This is a genomic window from Streptomyces sp. KR55, assembly GCF_052245645.1.
GTDB lineage: Bacteria > Actinomycetota > Actinomycetes > Streptomycetales > Streptomycetaceae > Streptomyces > Streptomyces flavusporus.
Genome location: NZ_JBQQCE010000002.1, coordinates 14122 through 33775, shown reverse-complemented (window position 1 = coordinate 33775; position 19654 = coordinate 14122). Strand labels below are relative to the sequence as shown.

18 protein-coding genes and 1 pseudogene are annotated in these 19654 nt (G+C 61.3%); 16 read left to right on the top strand and 3 right to left on the bottom strand.

The window, feature by feature from the left end:
• Positions 1-173 precede the first annotated feature (173 nt).
• The 16 genes and pseudogenes from ACTWQJ_RS00500 to ACTWQJ_RS00425 all read left to right on the top strand — a co-directional run bounded on the left by ACTWQJ_RS00500 (position 174) and on the right by ACTWQJ_RS00425 (position 16831).
• Complete coding sequence (locus ACTWQJ_RS00500; RefSeq protein WP_443304605.1) at positions 174-1577, top strand: terminase large subunit domain-containing protein; 1404 nt, start codon at positions 174-176, stop codon at positions 1575-1577.
• Positions 1578-1586: 9 nt separating this feature from the next.
• A complete protein-coding gene (locus ACTWQJ_RS00495) occupies positions 1587-2750 on the top strand; it encodes a phage portal protein (protein WP_443304604.1) in 1164 nt (387 codons plus the stop codon).
• A gap of 17 nt (positions 2751-2767) precedes the next feature.
• Positions 2768-3427, top strand: coding sequence for an HK97 family phage prohead protease (locus ACTWQJ_RS00490; RefSeq protein ID WP_443304603.1), 660 nt, complete (start codon positions 2768-2770; stop codon positions 3425-3427).
• A gap of 206 nt (positions 3428-3633) precedes the next feature.
• Positions 3634-4854, top strand: a complete 1221-nt coding sequence (locus tag ACTWQJ_RS00485) for a phage major capsid protein (RefSeq protein WP_443304602.1) — start codon at positions 3634-3636, stop codon at positions 4852-4854.
• A gap of 66 nt (positions 4855-4920) precedes the next feature.
• Positions 4921-5079: a hypothetical protein gene (locus ACTWQJ_RS00480; protein ID WP_443304601.1), complete on the top strand. Its 159-nt coding sequence runs from the start codon at positions 4921-4923 to the stop codon at positions 5077-5079.
• A gap of 219 nt (positions 5080-5298) precedes the next feature.
• Positions 5299-5892, top strand: coding sequence for a phage gp6-like head-tail connector protein (locus tag ACTWQJ_RS00475; protein ID WP_443304600.1), 594 nt, complete (start codon positions 5299-5301; stop codon positions 5890-5892).
• A gap of 8 nt (positions 5893-5900) precedes the next feature.
• The gene (locus tag ACTWQJ_RS00470) at positions 5901-6344 is read left to right on the top strand and encodes a hypothetical protein (protein WP_443304599.1); all 444 of its coding nucleotides are present in this window, start codon (positions 5901-5903) and stop codon (positions 6342-6344) included.
• Positions 6345-7079, top strand: a complete 735-nt coding sequence (locus ACTWQJ_RS00465; RefSeq protein WP_443304598.1) for a hypothetical protein — start codon at positions 6345-6347, stop codon at positions 7077-7079.
• Between the two features lie 14 nt (positions 7080-7093).
• A complete protein-coding gene (locus ACTWQJ_RS00460) occupies positions 7094-7504 on the top strand; it encodes a hypothetical protein (RefSeq protein ID WP_443304597.1) in 411 nt (136 codons plus the stop codon).
• A gap of 511 nt (positions 7505-8015) precedes the next feature.
• Positions 8016-8426 (top strand): hypothetical protein, encoded by a 411-nt coding sequence (locus ACTWQJ_RS00455; RefSeq protein WP_443304596.1) that lies wholly within the window; start codon positions 8016-8018, stop codon positions 8424-8426.
• Positions 8427-8579: 153 nt separating this feature from the next.
• On the top strand, positions 8580-11669 hold the full coding sequence (locus ACTWQJ_RS00450; RefSeq protein ID WP_443304595.1) for a phage tail tape measure protein: 3090 nt from the start codon (positions 8580-8582) through the stop codon (positions 11667-11669).
• Positions 11666-15043 (top strand): hypothetical protein, encoded by a 3378-nt coding sequence (locus ACTWQJ_RS00445; protein WP_443304594.1) that lies wholly within the window; start codon positions 11666-11668, stop codon positions 15041-15043. Before ACTWQJ_RS00450 ends, ACTWQJ_RS00445 begins: the two co-directional genes overlap by 4 nt.
• Entirely contained in the window at positions 15044-15439 is a 396-nt protein-coding gene (locus tag ACTWQJ_RS00440) for a hypothetical protein (protein WP_443304593.1), read from the top strand.
• Between the two features lie 250 nt (positions 15440-15689).
• Positions 15690-16181 (top strand): annotated as a pseudogene (locus tag ACTWQJ_RS00435) (GH25 family lysozyme); the annotation flags it as partial.
• 120 nt (positions 16182-16301) lie between these two features.
• Positions 16302-16637 carry a hypothetical protein gene (locus tag ACTWQJ_RS00430; protein ID WP_443304634.1) on the top strand — a complete coding sequence of 112 codons (336 nt, stop codon included), beginning with the start codon at positions 16302-16304 and terminating at the stop codon, positions 16635-16637.
• Positions 16634-16831, top strand: coding sequence for a hypothetical protein (locus ACTWQJ_RS00425; RefSeq protein ID WP_443304592.1), 198 nt, complete (start codon positions 16634-16636; stop codon positions 16829-16831). Before ACTWQJ_RS00430 ends, ACTWQJ_RS00425 begins: the two co-directional genes overlap by 4 nt.
• 648 nt (positions 16832-17479) lie before the next feature.
• On the opposite strand, the gene ACTWQJ_RS00420 is transcribed toward ACTWQJ_RS00425, so the two are convergent.
• From ACTWQJ_RS00420 to ACTWQJ_RS00410, 3 genes are all read right to left on the bottom strand, one after another.
• Positions 17480-17932 carry a helix-hairpin-helix domain-containing protein gene (locus ACTWQJ_RS00420; protein ID WP_443304591.1) on the bottom strand — a complete coding sequence of 151 codons (453 nt, stop codon included), beginning with the start codon at positions 17930-17932 and terminating at the stop codon, positions 17480-17482.
• A 204-nt stretch (positions 17933-18136) separates the two neighbouring features.
• Entirely contained in the window at positions 18137-18352 is a 216-nt protein-coding gene (locus ACTWQJ_RS00415; RefSeq protein WP_443304590.1) for a hypothetical protein, read from the bottom strand.
• Positions 18353-19195: 843 nt separating this feature from the next.
• Positions 19196-19609, bottom strand: coding sequence for an ATP-binding protein (locus tag ACTWQJ_RS00410; RefSeq protein ID WP_443304589.1), 414 nt, complete (start codon positions 19607-19609; stop codon positions 19196-19198).
• Positions 19610-19654 lie beyond the last annotated feature (45 nt).

Sequence of the window (19654 nt, the reverse complement as noted above, 5' to 3'; positions counted from 1 at the left end):
ACTCAGCGACGGACATGCGGGGGGCGCTCATGACGATGAGTTTGGGGACCTGGGCGCCCCCGACTGATTACGTTGACTCGCTCCGCGAGGCGTACGGATTGACCTGTCCTCCGCGGTGGGGAACGCCTCGCAACTGGGCGCGTCCGACGCTGGGGCCCAAAGCTGCAAAGGTCATGGCCGCATTGGTCGGCTCGCCCCCCATGCCGTGGCAAAGGTACGTGCTCGACGTCGCCCTTGAGATCGATCCCGCTACCGGGCGCCTCGCGTATCGCAAGGTTGGGCTTTCCGTCCCGCGGCAGCAAGGCAAAACGGAAACGGTCCTAACCGTCATGGTCCATCGGATCATGGCTTGGGATCGACAGAACGTGTCTTATACGGCTCAGACTCGAATAGACGCGCGGAAACGCTGGGAGGATGAGTTCCTAGCGAAAATGGATGCGTCGCAACTCAAGGGTCGGTATCACCCGCGGAAGACAACCGGCAATGAGGCGATCATCTGGAAGTCGACGCGCAGCCGGTTGGGCATCGTCAGTACGACAGAGAAAGCGGGACACGGTCCGCCCCTAGACCTGGGCGTCATCGATGAGAGTTTTGCCCATAAAGACGACAGGGTTGAGCAAGCCATGTCGCCTGCCATGCTCACTCGCGACAACGCCCAAATGTGGTGGGCGTCCGCGGGGGGCACGGAACAAAGCGCTTTCCTTAACGAAAAGCGGAAAGCGGGACGCGAACTCATCGAGCGCGCTTGGCTTACCGGCGAGTGGCCTGCGGTTGCCTACTTCGAGTGGTTCGCGCCGGACGAATATCCCAGGGATGATCCGGCCACGTGGTTTATGTGCATGCCTGCGCTGGGCTACACGGTTACCCCTGAGATCATCCGCACTGAGCTTGACTCGATGGATGATGCGGAGTTCGACAGGGCCTATCTCAACCGGACGAAAACGGCTCGCCCCCCTGCGGACCCAAACGTTCCCAGGGACGAATGGGCGCGATGCGTCGTACCCGACTCCCGCCCGGACGCCTCGCGCCTTGCGTTCGCCGCGGAGGTCTCGACCCTGCGGGATTGGTCGTCCATATCGGCTGCCTCCGTCCTGCCGGACGGACGCGTGCACGTTGAGCTAGTGGACCGACGTCCCGGTACCGACTGGATAGCGCCTGCGCTCGCGAGGCTCCGGGACGTGTGGGACCCAATCGCCATAGCCATCGACACAAAGGGCCCTGTCGCCTCTCTCGTGGGCGAGTTGGCCGGCTACGGCATCACGCCCCCGGAGGACCCTGAGAAGCCGCTACGGGGAGACCTAGCCCTGTTGCGCACGCCCGATGTGGCCGTTGCCTGCGGACAGTTCGCCGACGCCGTGAGGCGAGGCACGATCGTGCACGTTGACCAACCGCCCCTCACGGGCGCCATGAACGGCGCGCGCACGCGCCCTCTCACGGACGCCTGGGCATGGTCGCGCTCGCGCTCAGAGTCCGTCGACATTTCCCCGTTGGTCGCAGCGACGCACGCCCTATGGGCGCTGCGGCTGCGTGAGGACGTCGCCCAGGCGGATTACGACGTCCTTGATTCGGTTCTTTAGGGGGCGCCCATGTCTCAGTTCGCAGATACGTTCCGGCGCCTCTGGACACGCTTCCTTGAGTCGCGCGCCATCACGTCACTGCCATGGGTGGCGGGAGGCCCCAGGCGCCCAACGGTCGTGACGACGGAGAGGGCAATCTCTCTCATCCCCGTGTTCGCGTGCGTGCGCATCCTCGCGGACAGTGTGGCGAGCCTGCCGATTCAGCTATACCGGCGCAACGGCGCCCAGCGCGAGCAAGTCTCATTTATCCCCCAACTGTTCTGGGCGCCTGCCGCACGAGACAACCTCTTTCAGTGGCTCCATAAATGCGTTGTGTCCCTCGCGCTCCGCGGCAACGCATACGGGTTGGTCGTGCAACGCGACGCATTCGAGTTTCCAACGATGATCGAATGGTTGCACCCCGATGAGGTATGGGTGGACGAATCACGCCCGACCCTCCCCGTGTACTACTGGCAAGGCACGGAGGTACCGCGGGAAGACATCGTGCACATAACTTGGGTCACCATGCCTGGGCGCGTCTGCGGACTCTCGCCAATACAGGCATTCGCCCAAACCATCGGAGTAGGTCTCAGCGCCACAGAGTACGGACTGAGTTGGTTCGACAATGGCGGTACGCCCCCTGCGACGATGCGGAACAACGCCAAGACTATTAACCCGGACGAATCCAAAGAGATTCAGAATCGTCTGTCATCCGCCATGCGCAGCCGAAAGCCTCTGGTCTTTGGTAATGACTGGGATTTCAACGCGCTACAGGTCTCGCCGGAAGAGTCTCAGTTCATCGAGACAATGAGGCTCAACGCAACGCAAGTGGCTGCGATCTTTGGCGTTCCCGCGGAAATGGTCGGGGGCGACTCGGGCGGACCGCTTTCCTACAGTTCCCCTGAACAGAACGCCATTCAGCTAGTGAATATCACGCTACGCCCATGGTTGGTCCGACTGGAGACTGTGTTCTCAGCGCTCATGCCTGGGCGGGAGTTCGTCAAGTTCAACGTTGACGCGATGATTCGCACAAGCCTTATCGACCGCTACACGGCTCATGGCATGGCCCTTGGCCAAGGGTGGCGGAGCCGTGACGAAATCCGGGCGCTTGAGGACTTGCCGCCCCTGCCCAATGGCGAGGGGCAGGCGTACGGACTCCCTAGCCCAGGACCCACAGACAACAAAGCTGCGTAGTAAAGGGAGTCTCCGCCATGGCCGATATTGAAAGGCGCTTCACAAAGGTAGCGGTCGAGCTGCGAGCGCAACAGGAACGGAAGAGCATCGGTGGCTATGCCGCCGTGTTCAACCGGCAGAGTCACAATCTCGGCGGATTCGTAGAGGTTGTGGACCCTGCGGCATTCAACGCCTCGCGTGGCGACGGTTGGCCGGACGTCATCGCTCGCTATAACCACGATGACAACATGTTGCTTGGCTCGACCGGAGGCGGAACGCTCCGCTTGGGCATTGATGGCACTGGCCTTGACTATGAGGTGGACCCTCCAAAGGCGCGCGCGGACATTCTGGAATTGGTACAGAGAGGCGATGTGCGTAAGTCGTCGTTCGCCTTTCAGACCATGGAAGACGATTGGGGTACGACCGATCAGGGTTTCCCCATGCGCACTCTGCTAAAGGTCCGACTCGTTGACGTCGCCCCCGTGAACACTCCCGCATATCCCGACTCGACCGCGGGTTTGCGCTCGCTCGCGCGACACGTCGGGGCGGACGTTGAGGAAGTGCGATCGATGGCGGAGCGGGATGAGCTGCGGAAGTTCTTCCAGCGCTCAGACAGGCCAAGCGCGCCCCGAAAGAAGACATACGGCGCTGCGGCACGTATGGCGCTACTTGCGCGACAGAAGGACCCTTACGCATAACTGAACAAAGCATTGGCGCACCGGTTTAGCGACCGGGGCCGGCTACGCCGGTATCTGCCGATTGGACACCCCGTCGGCATGCGTGACACGGGCAGGGATCAAGCGACAGCCGTTTGCAGAGGGCGACGGCCATTGGTGCCCCATTAGGGGCGCTGGGCGCTGCGGACTCCCGTTGGAAATCGACTCTTTCCGACGGGAGTTCTCTGATGTCAGAGATGGTAAAGCGCCTCCGCGAGAGGCGCGAGAATGTGTGGGAGCAAGCAAAGGCAATTGCCGACCGTGCCGCGGACGAAAACCGCGCCCTCTCCGGGGAGGAAGAGGGAGAGTGGCAGTCGCTCAATGCGGAGCTTGACGCGCTGGACAAGCGCATCAAGAACGTCATTGACGGTGAGCAGAGGGCCAAGGATGCAGAGGATGCCATGGCCAAGCTCCGGGGCGAGCCGCGTAAGCAGAGTGGCAACGGTCCGCAGGCGCAGGGCAATGACGAGCTGCGCGCGTTCCTCCGCGGAGAGGGCGCGCGGTATTACGACGTCGTCCCCAACGGTCCCGTCAACTACCGTGACTTGAGCAAGCTCACGGCAGGCGCAGGCGGCAACCTCGTGCCGACCGGTTTCTATGAGCGCCTTATGGCTCACCTCATCGAAACGTCCGCGGTACTCCAGACCAACCCGACCGTACTCAACACGTCCTCCGGGGAATCGATTCAGGTTCCCAAGACAACGGCGCACAGTTCCGCGGCAATCGTCACGGAGGCTGCGGCAATCTCCGAGTCTGACCCTGCCTTTGGACAGGTGACCCTAGGGGCGTTCAAGTACGGCACGCTGATTCAGGTCAGCCGAGAACTGCTCACAGACGCAGGGGTCGACCTTGAGGGGTACCTCTCGATGCAGGCCGGCCGCGCGCTGGGCAACGCGTTTGGCGCCCACATGGTGACCGGTACTGGTACCGGACAGCCGCGAGGCGTAGTAACCGACGCCACCGTTGGCAAGACAGGCGCCACGGCAGGCGGAGCGATTACGGCAGACGATCTCATTGACCTCCAGTACAGCGTGATTGCACCTTACCGCGCGTCGTCGTCGTGTTTCTGGACTGTCAAGGACGCCACCCTTGGCAACATTCGTAAGCTCAAGTCGACGGATGGCCAGTACATTTGGCAACCCTCTCTTGTGGCAGGGGCGCCGGATCTCCTGTTGGGTAAGCCCATCGTCACTGACCCTAACGTTGCCGCGGTTGGGTCGAGCGCCAAGAGCGTCGTTTTCGGTGACATGAGTCAGTATTTCGTCCGCCTCGCGGGTGGAATCCGATTCGAGCGGAGCGACGATTTCGCATTCAACACCGACCTTGTCACTTTCCGCGCGCTACTCCGCGCGGACGCTGCGCTTGTCGACCTCACAGGCGCCGTGAAGGTATTCCAGGGCGCTGCGTAATCGTCGCCCTCCCCATTGGTCCGGCCGTACTCAGTACGGCCGGACCTTTCTTTTAGGAGTGATCCCATGGCCGGAGAACCCAAGACGTTTGATGAGGACTCGTTGCAATGGGTGCATGGCGCTGCAATTGCCAACGTAGGCGCCACATATGACGCCACCGTTCAAGCGGCTATCAACAACATCCTTGCCGCCCTGCGCAGCGCCGGAATCATTGCCGCGGACTAACGGAGGTCACCCCATGCGTATTCGCATCCTGGGCGATATCTCCGGGACACGAAACGGCAAGCCATGGCCCAAGCGTGGCGCCATTGTCGAGATTCCAGAGGGCGAGGGGGAGACCCTTTGCAGCTGCGGCATGGCGGAACGCGTGCCCGACCCTCCCCGTGTGGAGAAAGCGACTCGACGCAAGGCAGGCGTCGAGACCCGTTAGGGGGGTGAGTGGCCGTGGCCAACGAGTACACGGATAACGCAACCCTCAAACTCGCTCTGAACTCAAGCGACTCGACACGTGACGCGTTGCTCACGGCTGCCATTGCGGCTGCGTCCCGCGGGATCGATAGGAACTGCGGCAGGCGCTTTTATCTCGATGGCAGCGCGAGCGCGCGCGTCTTCAATCCTGAGTTGCGAGTGGTCGCTTACGAGACTGGCCAACTCTTGATAGTCGATGACATTGGTTCAGCGACAGGGCTTGTGGTCGAGACAGGCGACGTGGGCGGTACCTACAGCGCCATCACGGATTACGAGACATGGCCAGAGAACGCCCTCTCTCGCGGCCTCCCCATAACCGGGCTAGTCCGCTACTCGGGTACATGGGGTACGACCGGTACGGCGCGAGTTCGCGTAACCGCGCGGTGGGGTTGGCCGGCTGTGCCGGAGGAAGTCACACAGGCCGCCATCTTGCAGGCCCTACGCCTCTTTAAGCGCAAGGACTCCCCGGAGGGAGTTCTAGGCTCCGCGGAATGGGGAGCGGTCCGTGTGGGGCGAATAGATCCCGACGTCCATGAACTGATCAAACGGTTCATGCTGCCTGGGTTTTAGGGGGGCGCGTGGATATCTACAACGTCCGGGCGCAACTCGCGCTTGCAGCCTCCGCGGTTGTCCTCCCCAATGCCTCGCTCACGTGTACCGGCTACATGCCGGATGCCGTAAACCAACCGTGTTTCTTTATCGCTGATTACACCATCGAGTTTGACAAGGTCATGAAACGCAAGCTCGACGTAATCACGTTCACGGCGCGCGTTCTCGTGAGTCGAGCCGATGACCTGTCCGGGCAAAAGCTACTCGACGCCATGATGAGCGGTTCCGGCCCTGCGTCCCTCAAGGACGTCATAGAAGACGCGCGAGGCGCCCCCGGTAGCGCTGCCCTAAACGGCTTTGCCCATGACTTCCGAGTCACGCGCATGCAAGGGCTACGCCTCTACGAACACAACGGCGTCCAATACCTAGGCGCCGAACTCGCGATAGAAGTGATCGGCGACGGGAGCGCGTAAATGTCATTCATCACGCTTACCGACGTCCGCCTGTTTGCCGTAGGGGCAGACCTAACCGGCGCCTCAAACAAGGTCGAGCTAGCCGCGGAAGTCGAAGAAAAGGACAAGACCACTTACGGCTCTAACGGCTGGAAAGAGGTCATGGGCGGACTAGGCTCCGCCCAGGTAACCGGAGAGGGTTTCTGGGAAGCGCTCGACGCAAGCAAGGTCGATAACGCCAACTGGACGAACCTAGGCGGCACCGGACCTTGGACCATTGGGCCGGTAGGTGGCGCCGTTGGGAACCTTGCCTATTTCCTCAACGCCTTGCAGTCGGAATACAAGTTCATGGGTCAAGTGGGCGACATTGCCCCATGGTCCGGCAAGGCGTCGAGCACATGGCCACTTGTCCGCGGACAGTTCGGCCACCACTACGGAACCGCGCGCACGTCGAGCGGCAATGGGTCGGGCGTCAACCTGGGCGCCGTGGCTGCGGGCAAGAGGCTTTATGCCTCCCTTCACGTCCTCTCCGTATCGGGCACGACTCCAACTCTCGACGTAGTCATTGAGTCCGACGCAGATAGCGGGTTTGCGTCCCCCATTACTCAGCTCACTTTCACGCAAGCCAACGCCATTAGTGGTCAGATCCTGCGGACGGATGGCACGGCAATTACTGACTCTTGGTACCGCGTCAAGTGGACCATTGCCGGTACGACTCCAAGTTTCCTCTTTGCCGTGGCATTCGGCATTCAGTAAGGGGTGCAACCCTCATGGCCTTTATGGTTCTCACGAGTGAATTTGTCTCCCTCAATGGAACGGACCTAAGCGCCTACACGAATAAGGGCGAACTCACCGTTGAGGTTGACGAAAAGGACGTCACAACGTACGGGTCCCAGGGATGGAAGCAACTCATCGGCGGACTCAAAAGCGGCGGACTCGCAATCGAGTTTAAGCAGGACTTTGCCGCGAGCGCGCTTGACTCAATCCTTTGGCCGTTGTTCGGAACGGTCGTCACCTTTGAAGTCAGGCCAACATCCGCGGCTGTCGGTACCTCTAACCCCAAGTGGACCGGAAGCGTTCTGATCAAGGAACTCAAGCCCATTAGCGGAGGCGTCGGAGATGAGGCATCGCAGTCCGTGAGCTTTCCGACGTCGGGCGTTGTCACGCGCGCCACGGCGTAAGCCATGGCGGACGGGCCCGTTGGCGTTGAGGTGACGCAAGAGGGACTGCGCTCCCTACTGCGCGCCATCCGTGAAGAGGCAGACGCAAGGACCCTGCGCAAGGAACTCAGGAAAGAGCTGCAAGCCGTTCTCAAGCCACGTGCGGACAGGGCGAGGAACGCAGCTCTAGCCATTCCTGCGCAGGGTTCTGGGACGTCCCCAGCGCTCCGGCCGGCTATCGCGCGAGGCGTCCAACCGCGCATTGATCTGACGATGCGCAACCCCGGAGCGAGTATCCGAGCCAAGCGCACTCCGCGCATTCGGAATTTCAGCAACGCACCCAAGCGCACGAACTCCCGTAAGGGGTGGCGCACGCAGTCATGGGGCAACGACGTGTGGCGCGTCCAGTTCGGCAAAATCGGCTGGTTCGACAACGCAATACAGGGCGTCGCTCCCGAGGCGCGTGAGGCAGTCGCCAAGGTCATTGACGACATGGCGAGGCGCATAGCAAGTCGAGTAAGGGAATGAGCCTATGTACCTGATCTATCACCCGGAAGGTTCGGAACAGCCGACGCGGTTTAAGTACAACCCGCGGAAGCTCATGAGCGCCGAACGGGAAATGTTGGAGCGGAAGACAGGCAAGGACTTTTCCGACTTCACAAGCGCCGTACTGTCCGGGAATTCCCTCTGCCGTAGAGCCTTGCTCTATATGTTCCTCAAGCGCGAACACCCAACCCTCAAATGGGATGCGGTCGACTTTGCTTGGGATGAACTCAAGCTGGAGTACAGCAAGCAAGAGCTACAGAAAATGCGTGAGGCAGTCTCAGAGAACACGTCTGGGGATGAGCGCGCGGCAACCCTCGCCACTCTCGATGAGCAGATAGAAACGGCCATCGATGAGAGCGAGGAAGAGGGAAAAGCAAGTCTGCCGCTCGCCGACTAAGCCAACTCGGGAACGCTGCCCATCTGTTGGGAGTGCGCCCCTGGGAATGGCCGCTACTCGACGTCGAGCAAGAGGACGCCCTGTTGGATTGGCTAGACGAATACAAGAAACAACTTGATGAGGCGGAAGCCCAGTTGAATCGGAGGTGATCCCGTGGCCTCCGACACTTCCCTGATCTTTCGTCTCATTGCGCGTGATGAGGCGAGCCCCGAAATTCAAGCCATGCAAGAGCGGCTGTCTACAGCCTCCGCAGCCATCGGCGCAGGCGTAGCCGCAGGGCTAGGAATCGGCATCGCTGAAAACCTCAACGTAGAGGCGGCAAACGACAAGCTAGCGGCACAGTTGGGCATTGGGCCGGCTAAGGCTGCGGAGCTTTCCAAGGTGTCCGCCAACGTCTACATGAAGGCCTGGGGCGACTCGACGGAAACCGTCAATGAAGCGGTACGCAGCGTCTATCAGCAGATAGGCGACGTGAGCGACGTCAAGGGCGGAATCGAAGGAGTCACTACCAAGGTTCTCGCGCTCGCCCAAACCTTTGACCAGGAAGTTGGGCCCGTATCCAACGCCGTTGGCCAGATGATCAAAACCGGGTTGGCCAAGAACGCTGGGGAAGCGCTCGACATTCTGACAAAGGGTTTCCAAGGTGGCGTTGATAAAGCGGGTGATCTGCTCGACACCTTCAACGAGTACAGCACTCAGTTTAGAGACCTGGGGCTAAACGGGCAGGCGGCAATGGGGATTCTGAAACAGGGTCTCCAAGGTGGCGCGCGTGACGCGGACGTTGTTGCCGACGCCATGAAAGAGCTAAACATTCGCGTACAGGATGGGTCCGCGGCGGAGGCGCTGAAAAAGATTGGCGTCAACGGTAAGGACATGGCTGCCGCTTTTGCCAAGGGTGGCCCTACGGCCACACAGGCGCTCGACACGATCCTTGACAAGGTCCGTGCGGTTGAGGACCCAACCAAGCGTTACGCGCTCGCCCAAGCGGTTCTAGGCACGCAGTCCGAGGACTTGTCTAAGGCGCTCTTGTCCATCGATCCGTCCAAGGCGGTTGCCGCCCTGGGCGACGTGTCCGGCGCAGCCGACAAGATGACCAAGACTGTTGGCGACAATCCCGCGGCTGCGCTTGAGACCTTTAAGCGCAAGGTCGTTCACAAGCTGGGGGAAGTCGGGGGCGAGTTCGTCAAGTTCGGCATGAATAACCAGGGCCTCATGATGGGGCTCGCGTCTGTCCTTGGAGTGGTGGCAGGGGCAGTCATGACGGTTGCCGTTGCTCAGCGCGTGTACGCCACGTACACGGCCATTGCCACGGCAGCCGAGACCGTACGCCAAAGCGCCCTCTGGCGCTCCGTGGCCGGCTACCTGCGTCTCATGTCGGTTGGCCTTATGGCCATGGCCCGTACGGCAGGGGCAGCCGTAGTCTCCGCGGCTACGACTGCGGCGGCATGGGTCGGCTCCGCCCTCACCGGTATCGCCACATGGGTTGCCGCAGTCGTGCGCGCAGCCGTTACGGCGGTTGCTCAGTTCGCTCTCATGGCTGCTCGCGCAGTCGTCTGGGCGGCAACCATGGCCTATTCGTGGATTACCGCCATGGGTCCTATCGGTTGGGTCATTGCCGCAGTCGTGGCGTTGGTCGTTGCCATCGTGGCCAACTGGGACAAGGTCAAGGCTTGGACGGCCCGGATTTGGAATTGGCTTTGGGGCCACATCAAGTCTATCGGGCAAAGGGTCTGGCAATTCTTCCTGAATTGGACCATTGCCGGATTGGTCATCAAGCATTGGGACAAGATCAAGGCGGGAACGGTCCGGGTCTGGAATGCCGTTGTCTCTTGGGTCAAGGGCATACCTGGGAAGATCGTTTCTTTCTTCCTCAACTGGACTTTGCCCGGACTGATCATCAAGCATTGGGACAAGATCAAGAGCGGTAGTATCCGCGTCGCCTCGTCCCTAGTGACTTGGGTACGCGGCTTGCCTGGGCGAATCTCCCGCGGTATCGGCTCGCTCGGATCGCTCCTGTACGACAAGGGCAAGTCCGTAATTCAGGGCCTGTGGAATGGCATCAAGGGCATGGGCGGTTGGCTGTGGTCCAAGGTCAAGAGCTTTGCCGTTGACACCGTAAAGGGCGCCATCGACAACGCCCTGTCTATTTTTTCGCCCTCCAAGGTCACCGCAGCCCAGGGCCGTTGGATTGCAAAGGGTCTAGTCGTTGGCCTGACAAGCAGCGCGAAACAAGTCAAGGCAGCGTCCAAGAAACTCGCGGATATCGTCCGCCACTCGATGCGCCCAGGCAGGGCGAGGAATAAGGCGCTCGACGTCATACACGACGACACTAAGCGGCTTGTCTCCCTCGCCAATAAGCAAGCGAGCGTTGCGGCCAAGCTCAAGGCTGCCCAAAAGAAGGTGGCGGACCTAATCAAGGCGCGCAGCGATCTCGCGGCCAACGTTAAGTCCAACATCCTGGGTGGCGCCGATATCACGTCCATGGTTGGCGAGGATTCGCAGCGCGGTATGGGTGCGATGAACATCCTTGATGGCCTCAAAAAGAAGACTGCGGATGCGCTCAAGTTCGCGTCTCTCCTCAACGCCCTACGCAAGAAAGGCGTTCGAGGTGACCTGATCACACAGATAGCCAACGCAGGCGTTGAGGGCGGCATGGCCTCCGCGCAGGCGCTATCGACTGCGAGCGCCCAGCAAGTCAAGGCCATCAATGGGCAGCAAGCCGCATTGGTCAAGGCTGCGGGACAGGCCGGTTCCGCGGCAGGACACGGAGCGTATGACGCGGGAATCAAGGCTGCACAGGGTCTCGTAAAGGGCCTACAGAGCCAAGAGAAAGCCATCGAAAAGCAGATGGAAAAGATAGCCAAGCACATGGCTAAATCCATCCGCAAAGCTCTTGGCATCAAGTCGCCCTCAACCCTCATGGCCAATGAGGTTGGGGCACACGTGCCCTCCGGACTCTGGCAAGGCATCAAGCGCAAGACACCCAAGCTCGAAACGGACCTACGCCGTTGGGCGCTCGACATGGTCAAGCCCATGCGCGAGGGAGCTGCGGCACCGACGCGAGGCGGAACAACGCCCGTGTTCGGCGCCTCGGGTGGCTCGACGCCTGCGCGCCCCATGCAAGCCAACTTGGTTGTGGACGCACGCGTGTTGGCCTCCGTCCTCATTGACCCTCTGCGCGGAGAGATTCAGCGGATATCCGGGGGCAACGTCCAGAAGGCGCTAGGGAGGGGGAGCGCGTGACTTTCCCAACCATCCCTCTGACGTCGAGAACGGAACTGTTCATTGATGGCGCGTGGGCCGATATCACGTCCGACGTGTACGAGCGTGATCCCATCACCATCACACGCGGCAGAACCAATAACGGGGAGGACGTAGACCCAACGCGTTGCACGCTCACGCTCAACAACCGTATGGGCAAATACTCCCCCCGCAATCCCACTGGAATCTACTTCGGAAAGATTGGAAGGAATACCCCCATCCGGGTATCCGTGAACGCAGGCTCAACGGCGCTCGACCTACCGGGCGCCGTTGGCGATTGGGCAAGCACTCCCGACACTGCCGCATTGGATATCACAGGAGACCTTGACGTAAGGCTCGACGCCACGCTGAGCAATTGGCTTGACCCGGAGGGCGACACATCCATATTCAATCACGTCGACTTGATAGCAAAGTTCGACGCGGCACCCAACAAGTCATGGCTACTTGCGGTTCGTGACTATCACTTGTTCTTTGAGTGGTCCGCAGACGGAACCAACTCAACGGGCGTTAGCTCGACAATCCCCCTGCCTGCCGGACCCACAACCCGCATGGCCGTACGCGTCACGCTCGACGTGAACGACGGAGCAGGAAGCAACGTTGTCACGTTCTATACCGCGGACACGATGAGCGGCACTTGGGCACAACTGGGCGACGCCATCACGACTGCGGGAACAACCTCTATCGCCAACTCGAACACTGCCCTCAAGATTGGCGACGCATCGACGTTCACGTTTGGTCGAGCTACAGGCTTGGTCCATGCCGCCCAGGTTCGGAACGGCATCAACGGCAGCATCGTTGCCAACCCGGATTTCTCCGCCCAGGCGAGCGGCACGACATCCTTTGCGGACAGTGCCGGACTCACTTGGACCGTAGCCGGGGGAGCGACGCTCACCAATCGCAAGGTCCGCTTTGTGGGCGAGGTGAGCGAGTGGCCGGCTGAATGGGACGTGTCCGGACAGGACGTCTACACGCAGGTCACAGCGTCCGGCATCCTCCGCAGGCTGTCTCAGGGCAACTCGCCCATCAAGTCGACGCTTACCCGACGCATACCAACACTCTCGCCCTTGGCCTACTGGACCATGGAGGATGGCGCCAACTCGACGGTTGCCTACTCCGCCGTGGCAGGCGTCGAGAACATGACGACGTCGGGACTTTCCTTTGCCGCTAACGACACGTTGGCAGGGTCGAGCGCGCTCCCCACTATCACCACAGGCGCAAGCCTCTCCGGGGTTGTGCCTGCGCCCAGCTCGACGCAGACGAGTTGGCAAGTTGAGTTCGTCTACAACCTCAATGCCGAGACAACGACGTATCGAACGGTGCTTTCCATTCAGGGCACAGGCACGGTACGCACTTGGTACCTGCAACTGTCTGGGCACACTAACGCGCGCATCCTCGGGTATAACGATGACGGAATTCTTGTCGTCAATGACGCGCGGTCCGTTGGGTCGGACCTGAGTGACGGGCGCTGGAATCGTTGGCAACTCAACGTCATACAGAACGGCGGCAATGTCGATTACGTATCCGACTGGATAAACATTGGAGGCGCCGGAGGACAGGCGAGCGGTAGCTATGCGGGAACCGTTGGCAGGGTTACGGGCGTGAGTTCGCCCCCTGGGGATTCCGGCTACTCATCCGAGTTGGGGAGCATGGCCATTGGTCATGTGAGCGTGTTTTCTCCGCGGAACACGTCTGCATATAACGACGTCGACCATGGCCTTAATGGCGAGCGCGCAGGCGTCCGCCTCGCACGCCTCGCAGATGAGGAATCCATAACCATGGCCGTTTTTGGTGACCCGGACATACAGGCGCAGCTAGGGCCACAGAAACCCGCGGCTTTGCTCGACATTCTCAAGGACTGTGCGGAGGCAGACGGAGGCATTCTCTATGAGCAACGCTCAGTTGCTGGACTGATCTACCGGGACGCGTCCTCTCTCTACACCCAAAGGGTCCGTCTCGCCCTCAATTACCAGACTGCGGGACACGTGGCGCCCCCGTTCAAGCCTGTCGATGATGACCAACTAGTAAAGAACGAAATCACGGCGAGCCGTAAGGATGGGGCCTCCGCCATGGCGGAGTTGTTTTCTGGCGCCCTGTCCACGCAGGCGCCCCCCAATGGGGTTGGCAGATACCAGGACTCTCGGGAGTTCAATTTCTACAACGACACCCAACCCGCAAACATGGCCGAATGGCTCTTGATGCTGGGCACCTGGGATGAGGCGCGTTACCCGACGCTGCATGTCGATTTGGCCGCAGGCCCCTCGCTCATCAATGACGCTACCGCGGTCGACATTGGCGACAGAGTCACAGTCTCGGGTCTGCCTGCGTGGCTCCCGCCCGACCAAATCGATTTGCTCGTACAGGGTTACACGGAGGTCATCAAGCAATACGAATGGGATCTTACCTATAACTGCACACCTGGGGCCCCATGGTCAAGCGTCGCCCAGGTGGGCACTGCGCGAGCGGATACGGCAGGGTCCGAACTCGCCTCCGCCATGACGTCGAGCGCGACGACTGCATTTGTGCTCACGACGTCCGGCCCTGAGTGGGTCGACTCGACTGATAGCGCCTCCGACTTTCCGTTTGATGTGCGCGTGGCCGGCGAGCGCATGACCGTTACCGCGTGCACTGGTTACGCAGCCGATGACTTTAGCGGCACGGTATCCAACGGATGGGGAGCGGCAGACGTCGGAGGCTCTTGGAGTACGGGCGGAGGAACCTCCGCGGACTATTCCGTTGGGTCCGGCTACGGCTCGCACACCTTGGCCACAGTCAATGCGTCACGGCGTACGTTCTTGAGTTCGTCGTTCGCCGACTTTGACGGGTACGTGTCCATAGCCACTAGCGCGCTCGCCACGGGCGGGTTTCTCTCAGGTGGCCTTACGGCTCGACACAATGACTCGGACAATCTCTATACGGCTCGCGCTGCGTTCAACACGGACGCGTCCATCACCCTGTCTATCCGCAAGCGGGTTGCCGCGGTCGAGACAGAGCTAGTGAGCGTCACCATTCCTGGTCTTACGCATGTGGCAGGCACCTTCTACCGCATGCGTTTTCAGGTGTCCGGGACAAGCCTCAAGGCCAAGCTATGGCTTGCCTCTGACAGTGAGTCGGTCGCATGGGACCTGTCCACTACGGACAGCAGTCTGACGACGACAACCTTTATGGGTACGCGCTCGATATCCGCGAGCGGGAACACGAATACCAACCCTGCGATTCGATACGACAATTTCCGGGTGATCAGTCCCCAGATAATGACGGTCACCCGTTCTGTCAACGGTGTCACTAAGGCGCAGTCCTCTGGGGCAGCCGTGAGCCTCTGGCAGCGCTATTACGTGCCGTACCTGGGGGGTGTCTAAGTGACTGCATGGAAATCAGGCATGTTGCTTACGGCTGCGCGCCTTTTGGATGACACGCCTACAAAGACGACGTCCGGATATACGGCGGCAACCGGGTTTTCCCTTAACTCGTTCTCCGGTTACCGGGTCGGCAACATGGTTGTCTTGGATATCTACCTGAACCGTACGGGCGCCACGATTACGGCGACGTCGGGCAACATCACTGATACCCAATGCGGTACCGCTCCGAGTGGTTGGCGCCCAACGAGCGGAACCATTAACGGAACCTGGGACACGGGCGTTGCCGAGGGTGGCTTTGTTATGGGCACCGATGGAATCACAACGCTGCGGACCGCAAATGGAGATATCAGCAACAACTCAAACGTACGCCTACACCTTGAGTTCATTGTGGACTAGCGAGGCGCCATGTCCGACAACGCAGAGACAAGCCTCTTGCTTGTCCGCATTGAAACAAAACTCGACCTTGCGCTACGGCAACAGGAAGACCACGAAAGGCGCCTGCGCACGCTAGAGGCGCAGGGAACCGCGAGCCATGAGGAAAGGCTGACAACGCTTGAGCGTTGGCGCTACGCCCTCCCTACGGCTGCCGTACTCAGCGCAGGGTCCATCATCACGGCCGTGGCAACGGCAGTCGTGAGGTAGACGAATGGCCGAATATATAAGGGGCGTTGACGTCGCCTCATACCAGTCATCGAGTTATGACCTCAAGGGCCTTGACTTTGTGTTCGTCAAAGCCACAGAGGGCACGTCGTACATCAACCCCAAGCTACCCGCCCAGGCAGCGCGAGCGCGTGACGCTGGGCTAGTCGTTGGGTTCTATCACTTCCTCAGAAAGGGCAACCCGGAGGCTCAAGCGGCCTACTTCCTAAGCAAGGCCGGCGCACGCAGGGGCGAGATTTTGGCCTGTGATTGGGAGGCTGCACCGGACGGGAGCGCGCCCAGCAACGAGGAAAAAGACAGGTTCATCCGCGAGTGCAAGAGGCTCGCCCCCTCGCATCGGATCGTGCTCTATTGCAACCGGGACTATTGGTTGAACCGTGACCGGACAAGCTATGCGGGTGACGGTTTGTGGATAGCGGACCCAAGCGCCCCGGATGGGAAACCGCGAATCACTCACCCGTGGCTCTTCCACCAATACTCAATCACTGGCGGGATTGACCGGAACCTAGGCAACTTCCCATCGCGCGAGGCACTTAGAGCCTGGGCGGAGGGTCGGCCGGCTACGTCGCCCAGCACTCCGGGCACAGGAGAAAGCACCATGGCGCTTACCGCTCAACAGGTGTACGACGCCGTATGGAAGACAGACCAGATAGCCGCTCCGGTCACGGCGCCGGACAGGGCGAGCAACGAGACGTGGCAGCCACAGAGTTGGGTCAAGGACACAGGGAACCGCGTCCGCGCGCTTGAGGCGGAACTCTCCGCGGTCCGTGCCATCGCTGCGGCCAACAATGCCGCCCTCAAGGACGTACGCGCCCAGCTCGACGCGCTCACGGCCACGCTCGCCCAGCTCGACGTGTCCGGCGCCCTGGGCGCCCTACAGGCAGCCATCAACGCAACAACCATCACCCTGCACACGGGGGAGGTCACGTCATGAGTAGGTACCTCAAGCGCCTCGCGGAGCAAGCCGCAGCCTGCGCCCTGGGCGCTGCGCTCGCAGCCTGGGCAGCGTCCGGCTATGACGTGTCTCAGGCTGCCCTAGGCGCAGCCCTGGGCGCCGGAGTACGGGCCGTGTGGGGCATGCTCGCGCAGCCCGTTGGAGACAAGGACTCCCCCAGCGTCGTCAAGTAACCCGCGGACATGAAAGCGCCCCCCTCGCCTCTCACAGGCAAGGGGGGCGCTTTCGCGTTTTCGCTCTATCCGCACTCACGACACTTGATTAAGTGCATGTTGAGCGCTCGCGCCTTGGTCTTTTTCAGGGCTTTCAACGCGTCAGTTTCGAGGACCCATGCGAACCCGTCCGCTTCCTCTCGCATGGGGCGCTTTCGGCCTATCGCGTCATCATGCTTTTGACAGAGGGCATTGAACGCGGCGCATCGTTTCGAACCCATCATTCGTGCCAGCAATCGTCATCGTCGTCTGAGTCGTCGTCGTACGGGTCCGGCCGATACTCCCCTAGTTGGTCATCGTTGCTGGGCGCGTCCGCACACAGGGGACAGTCACCGTTGTCCCGCAGTACGGCCCTTACGCCCCACACGAAATGGAAGTAGCACGTTGGCCGCTTGTCCATCGTCTCTTCCGTGGACTCTTGCTCTTGCTTGTCTTCCATCGTTCCTCCCCTATCGGCAGAGCGGGCACCGGCTCAGGTGTGTTCCGAGTGCGCGAGCCTTCCTGTGCTTGGCCGTGTCCACGTCCACGGATGCGATAATTGCTGACTCCTTGCGCTCGTGGCTTGTGGCCCTGTCCCTTTCCCTTTCGATACGCCGCGTTAGGTCCGCCTCAATCCTTAGAAAGTCGCGGCACCGGAAACGCTCCATCATTCGCCCCCCTTTCTCGTGCTTTCTCGATGTGCTCCTGCCGGGCTTTCTCTACGCGCCCGATAGCGACGTCGCCCAATCCCTTGATGGCGGTCAATTCCTTGACAGGTAGCTCGATGAGCCTCGCCCAGGTGGACACGCCGTGGCTGGCGAGCTTGTTGACTGCCATGTGCCCAATCCGGTCATGGCCCACGGTGTCGGAGAATTCGACGTAGACCAGGCACCGGCCGCAGCCGGGGGGAGGGGCGGGCGTGCAGTTCGGGCACAGGGCGCGCCCTTCGGGGCCGTCTGGGAAAGTCCATCCGACAGACCTGGCGGCGGTGACCACCAGGGCCGAGATGCGCCCTTCGCGGTTGAGTTCGGACGGACACGCTTTGTTCCGGCCGTCGCACTGGACGCTGATTACAAAGGTCATCGGGGTTCAATCTCTTGCGGATTGCTAAATGACTCGCCCCCCGCCCGGAGTCTTCACGGGAAGGGGGCGAGTGTCTGTGTTTTCCCCAGGGTCTTTCACAGCCCAGCGCTGGGGGCGCACTCCGCCCTAGTCGGGGTCTAGCCCTTTTCGTGCGGCACTCCGGAATGGTGCGCCCACCTGGGCGCACCGCTGCCATCGGGTGTGTTACTTGCCCTCAAACTGGGCGCGCGCATCCGACCGGAGGCCATCGATCCATTCGGCGTAGAGGCGCGCGCCTTCCTTGCATCCGTTGCGCGGGTTTTTCACGTCAAGGCATTCCGCGCAGTTCGGCCCCTGGGGCGGCACACAGTGCAACATCCATTTACCCTGGGGCGATTCGGCAGGGTCGGCGGTCACCTGGGGTGCGGTCGTCTCGCTCATGCGTCTTGCCTCTCTCGATACTCGGGGGCGTACGGGCGGACCAGGGGCCCGGAGTCATCGAACGGTGCGGAACGGCGCGCGTTGCGCTCGACATGGTGAGGGGGCGCCCAGGTGGCGCGAGGGTGGCGTGCGCGCCAGACAGGCTCATCCGGAATGGGCTTGGGCATCGTGGGGTGTCGTTCCTTGATGGCCCGCTGGCACCGTTCCGACCAACGGCGCCAACGTGCCGCGTGCGGGTCCGGCACGTGCCCGTTGGGCCACTCTCCGGACGCCTGGGGGATGTGCTCGCGGGGGGCGATGAGGGGGCGCCTACGGACGCCCGGACCGCGGAACAGTGCCATGTACGCCATGGCGAGCACGTACGCGACGGCGCCCAGGATGAGCGCCCACCCGATAAGGTCTTGCATTGGTTCGCAGTCTCCCTTGCAGTTGGTTGCGGACTACTGCCGCGCGTTGGCAGACGCGCGGTAACGCAGGCGCCCAGGTGGAATGCGCCACCTGGGCGCCTCGCGGAGACTCAACCCGCGGTTTCTCGGGGGGTGCGGGGAGTCTCTGACCCGTCCGGCGCGCGGAGGATTACGCGCTCGACGGGATCTTGAGGCATGCGGGGAAGGTGTTCGATGACGTACACCTGTCGTGTGCCGTTGATCGAAAACCCGAATTCGAACCGCGTGAAACACCGGAGGCGTTGAGCCGTAGTCCGGTAGTTGGCGGAGGTGTACCAAACCTCAAATGCCCTGCGCGCGCCCGGAGTTAGCGGCGCCCTCCGGATGATGCACGCCATTCCGCGCAAGGCTTGTCCGGCCGTTTCGTATTCCTCCCCCTGCGTCGCTGCTATGTGCCTCACGCTGAACATGTCGGCACCTTGACGTTGATTTCCGCCCAGACGGTTTTCCCGACTACTTCCGGCCGCCAACCCCAATCACGCGAGTATGCGTGAACGAGGAACAGGCCCCGTCCGTTCGTGTCGCCTTCCTGGGCGGTGCCCTTTAGGGGCGCCTGTCGCGCGGAGTCACGTACCGAAATACAGATGACATCCCCGTAAAGCGCAGCCGATACGGAGAAAGGGCGTTCCTCATCCCCGTGCAGCACTGCGTTACTGGCCAATTCACTTACAACGAGGATGGCGATAGCTGCATCCTCGCTCTCGCCCTCCTTGAGCCCCTGCCCTTCCAACAGCTCACGGACCTGGGCACGCGCCAAGGGGACCGATGCCGGATGGGTGGGATACTGGCGACGCGTTGAGTGTGCGGGCATAGCTCACCCCTCATGGGGACGGACCTGTGCGCGGACGGTCGGCGT

What these genes read in the sequence shown, in the direction of transcription:
- ACTWQJ_RS00500 (WP_443304605.1), top strand. Translation starts at nt 174, where the DNA reads ATGGCCGCATTGGTCGGCTCGCCCCCCATGCCGTGGCAAAGGTACGTG.
- ACTWQJ_RS00495 (WP_443304604.1), top strand. Translation starts at nt 1,587, where the DNA reads ATGTCTCAGTTCGCAGATACGTTCCGGCGCCTCTGGACACGCTTCCTT.
- ACTWQJ_RS00490 (WP_443304603.1), top strand. Translation starts at nt 2,768, where the DNA reads ATGGCCGATATTGAAAGGCGCTTCACAAAGGTAGCGGTCGAGCTGCGA.
- ACTWQJ_RS00485 (WP_443304602.1), top strand. Translation starts at nt 3,634, where the DNA reads ATGTCAGAGATGGTAAAGCGCCTCCGCGAGAGGCGCGAGAATGTGTGG.
- ACTWQJ_RS00480 (WP_443304601.1), top strand. Translation starts at nt 4,921, where the DNA reads ATGGCCGGAGAACCCAAGACGTTTGATGAGGACTCGTTGCAATGGGTG.
- ACTWQJ_RS00465 (WP_443304598.1), top strand. Translation starts at nt 6,345, where the DNA reads ATGTCATTCATCACGCTTACCGACGTCCGCCTGTTTGCCGTAGGGGCA.
- ACTWQJ_RS00460 (WP_443304597.1), top strand. Translation starts at nt 7,094, where the DNA reads ATGGCCTTTATGGTTCTCACGAGTGAATTTGTCTCCCTCAATGGAACG.
- ACTWQJ_RS00455 (WP_443304596.1), top strand. Translation starts at nt 8,016, where the DNA reads ATGTACCTGATCTATCACCCGGAAGGTTCGGAACAGCCGACGCGGTTT.
- ACTWQJ_RS00430 (WP_443304634.1), top strand. Translation starts at nt 16,302, where the DNA reads ATGGCGCTTACCGCTCAACAGGTGTACGACGCCGTATGGAAGACAGAC.
- ACTWQJ_RS00425 (WP_443304592.1), top strand. Translation starts at nt 16,634, where the DNA reads ATGAGTAGGTACCTCAAGCGCCTCGCGGAGCAAGCCGCAGCCTGCGCC.
- ACTWQJ_RS00420 (WP_443304591.1), bottom strand. Translation starts at nt 17,932, where the DNA reads ATGACCTTTGTAATCAGCGTCCAGTGCGACGGCCGGAACAAAGCGTGT.
- ACTWQJ_RS00415 (WP_443304590.1), bottom strand. Translation starts at nt 18,352, where the DNA reads ATGAGCGAGACGACCGCACCCCAGGTGACCGCCGACCCTGCCGAATCG.
- ACTWQJ_RS00410 (WP_443304589.1), bottom strand. Translation starts at nt 19,609, where the DNA reads ATGCCCGCACACTCAACGCGTCGCCAGTATCCCACCCATCCGGCATCG.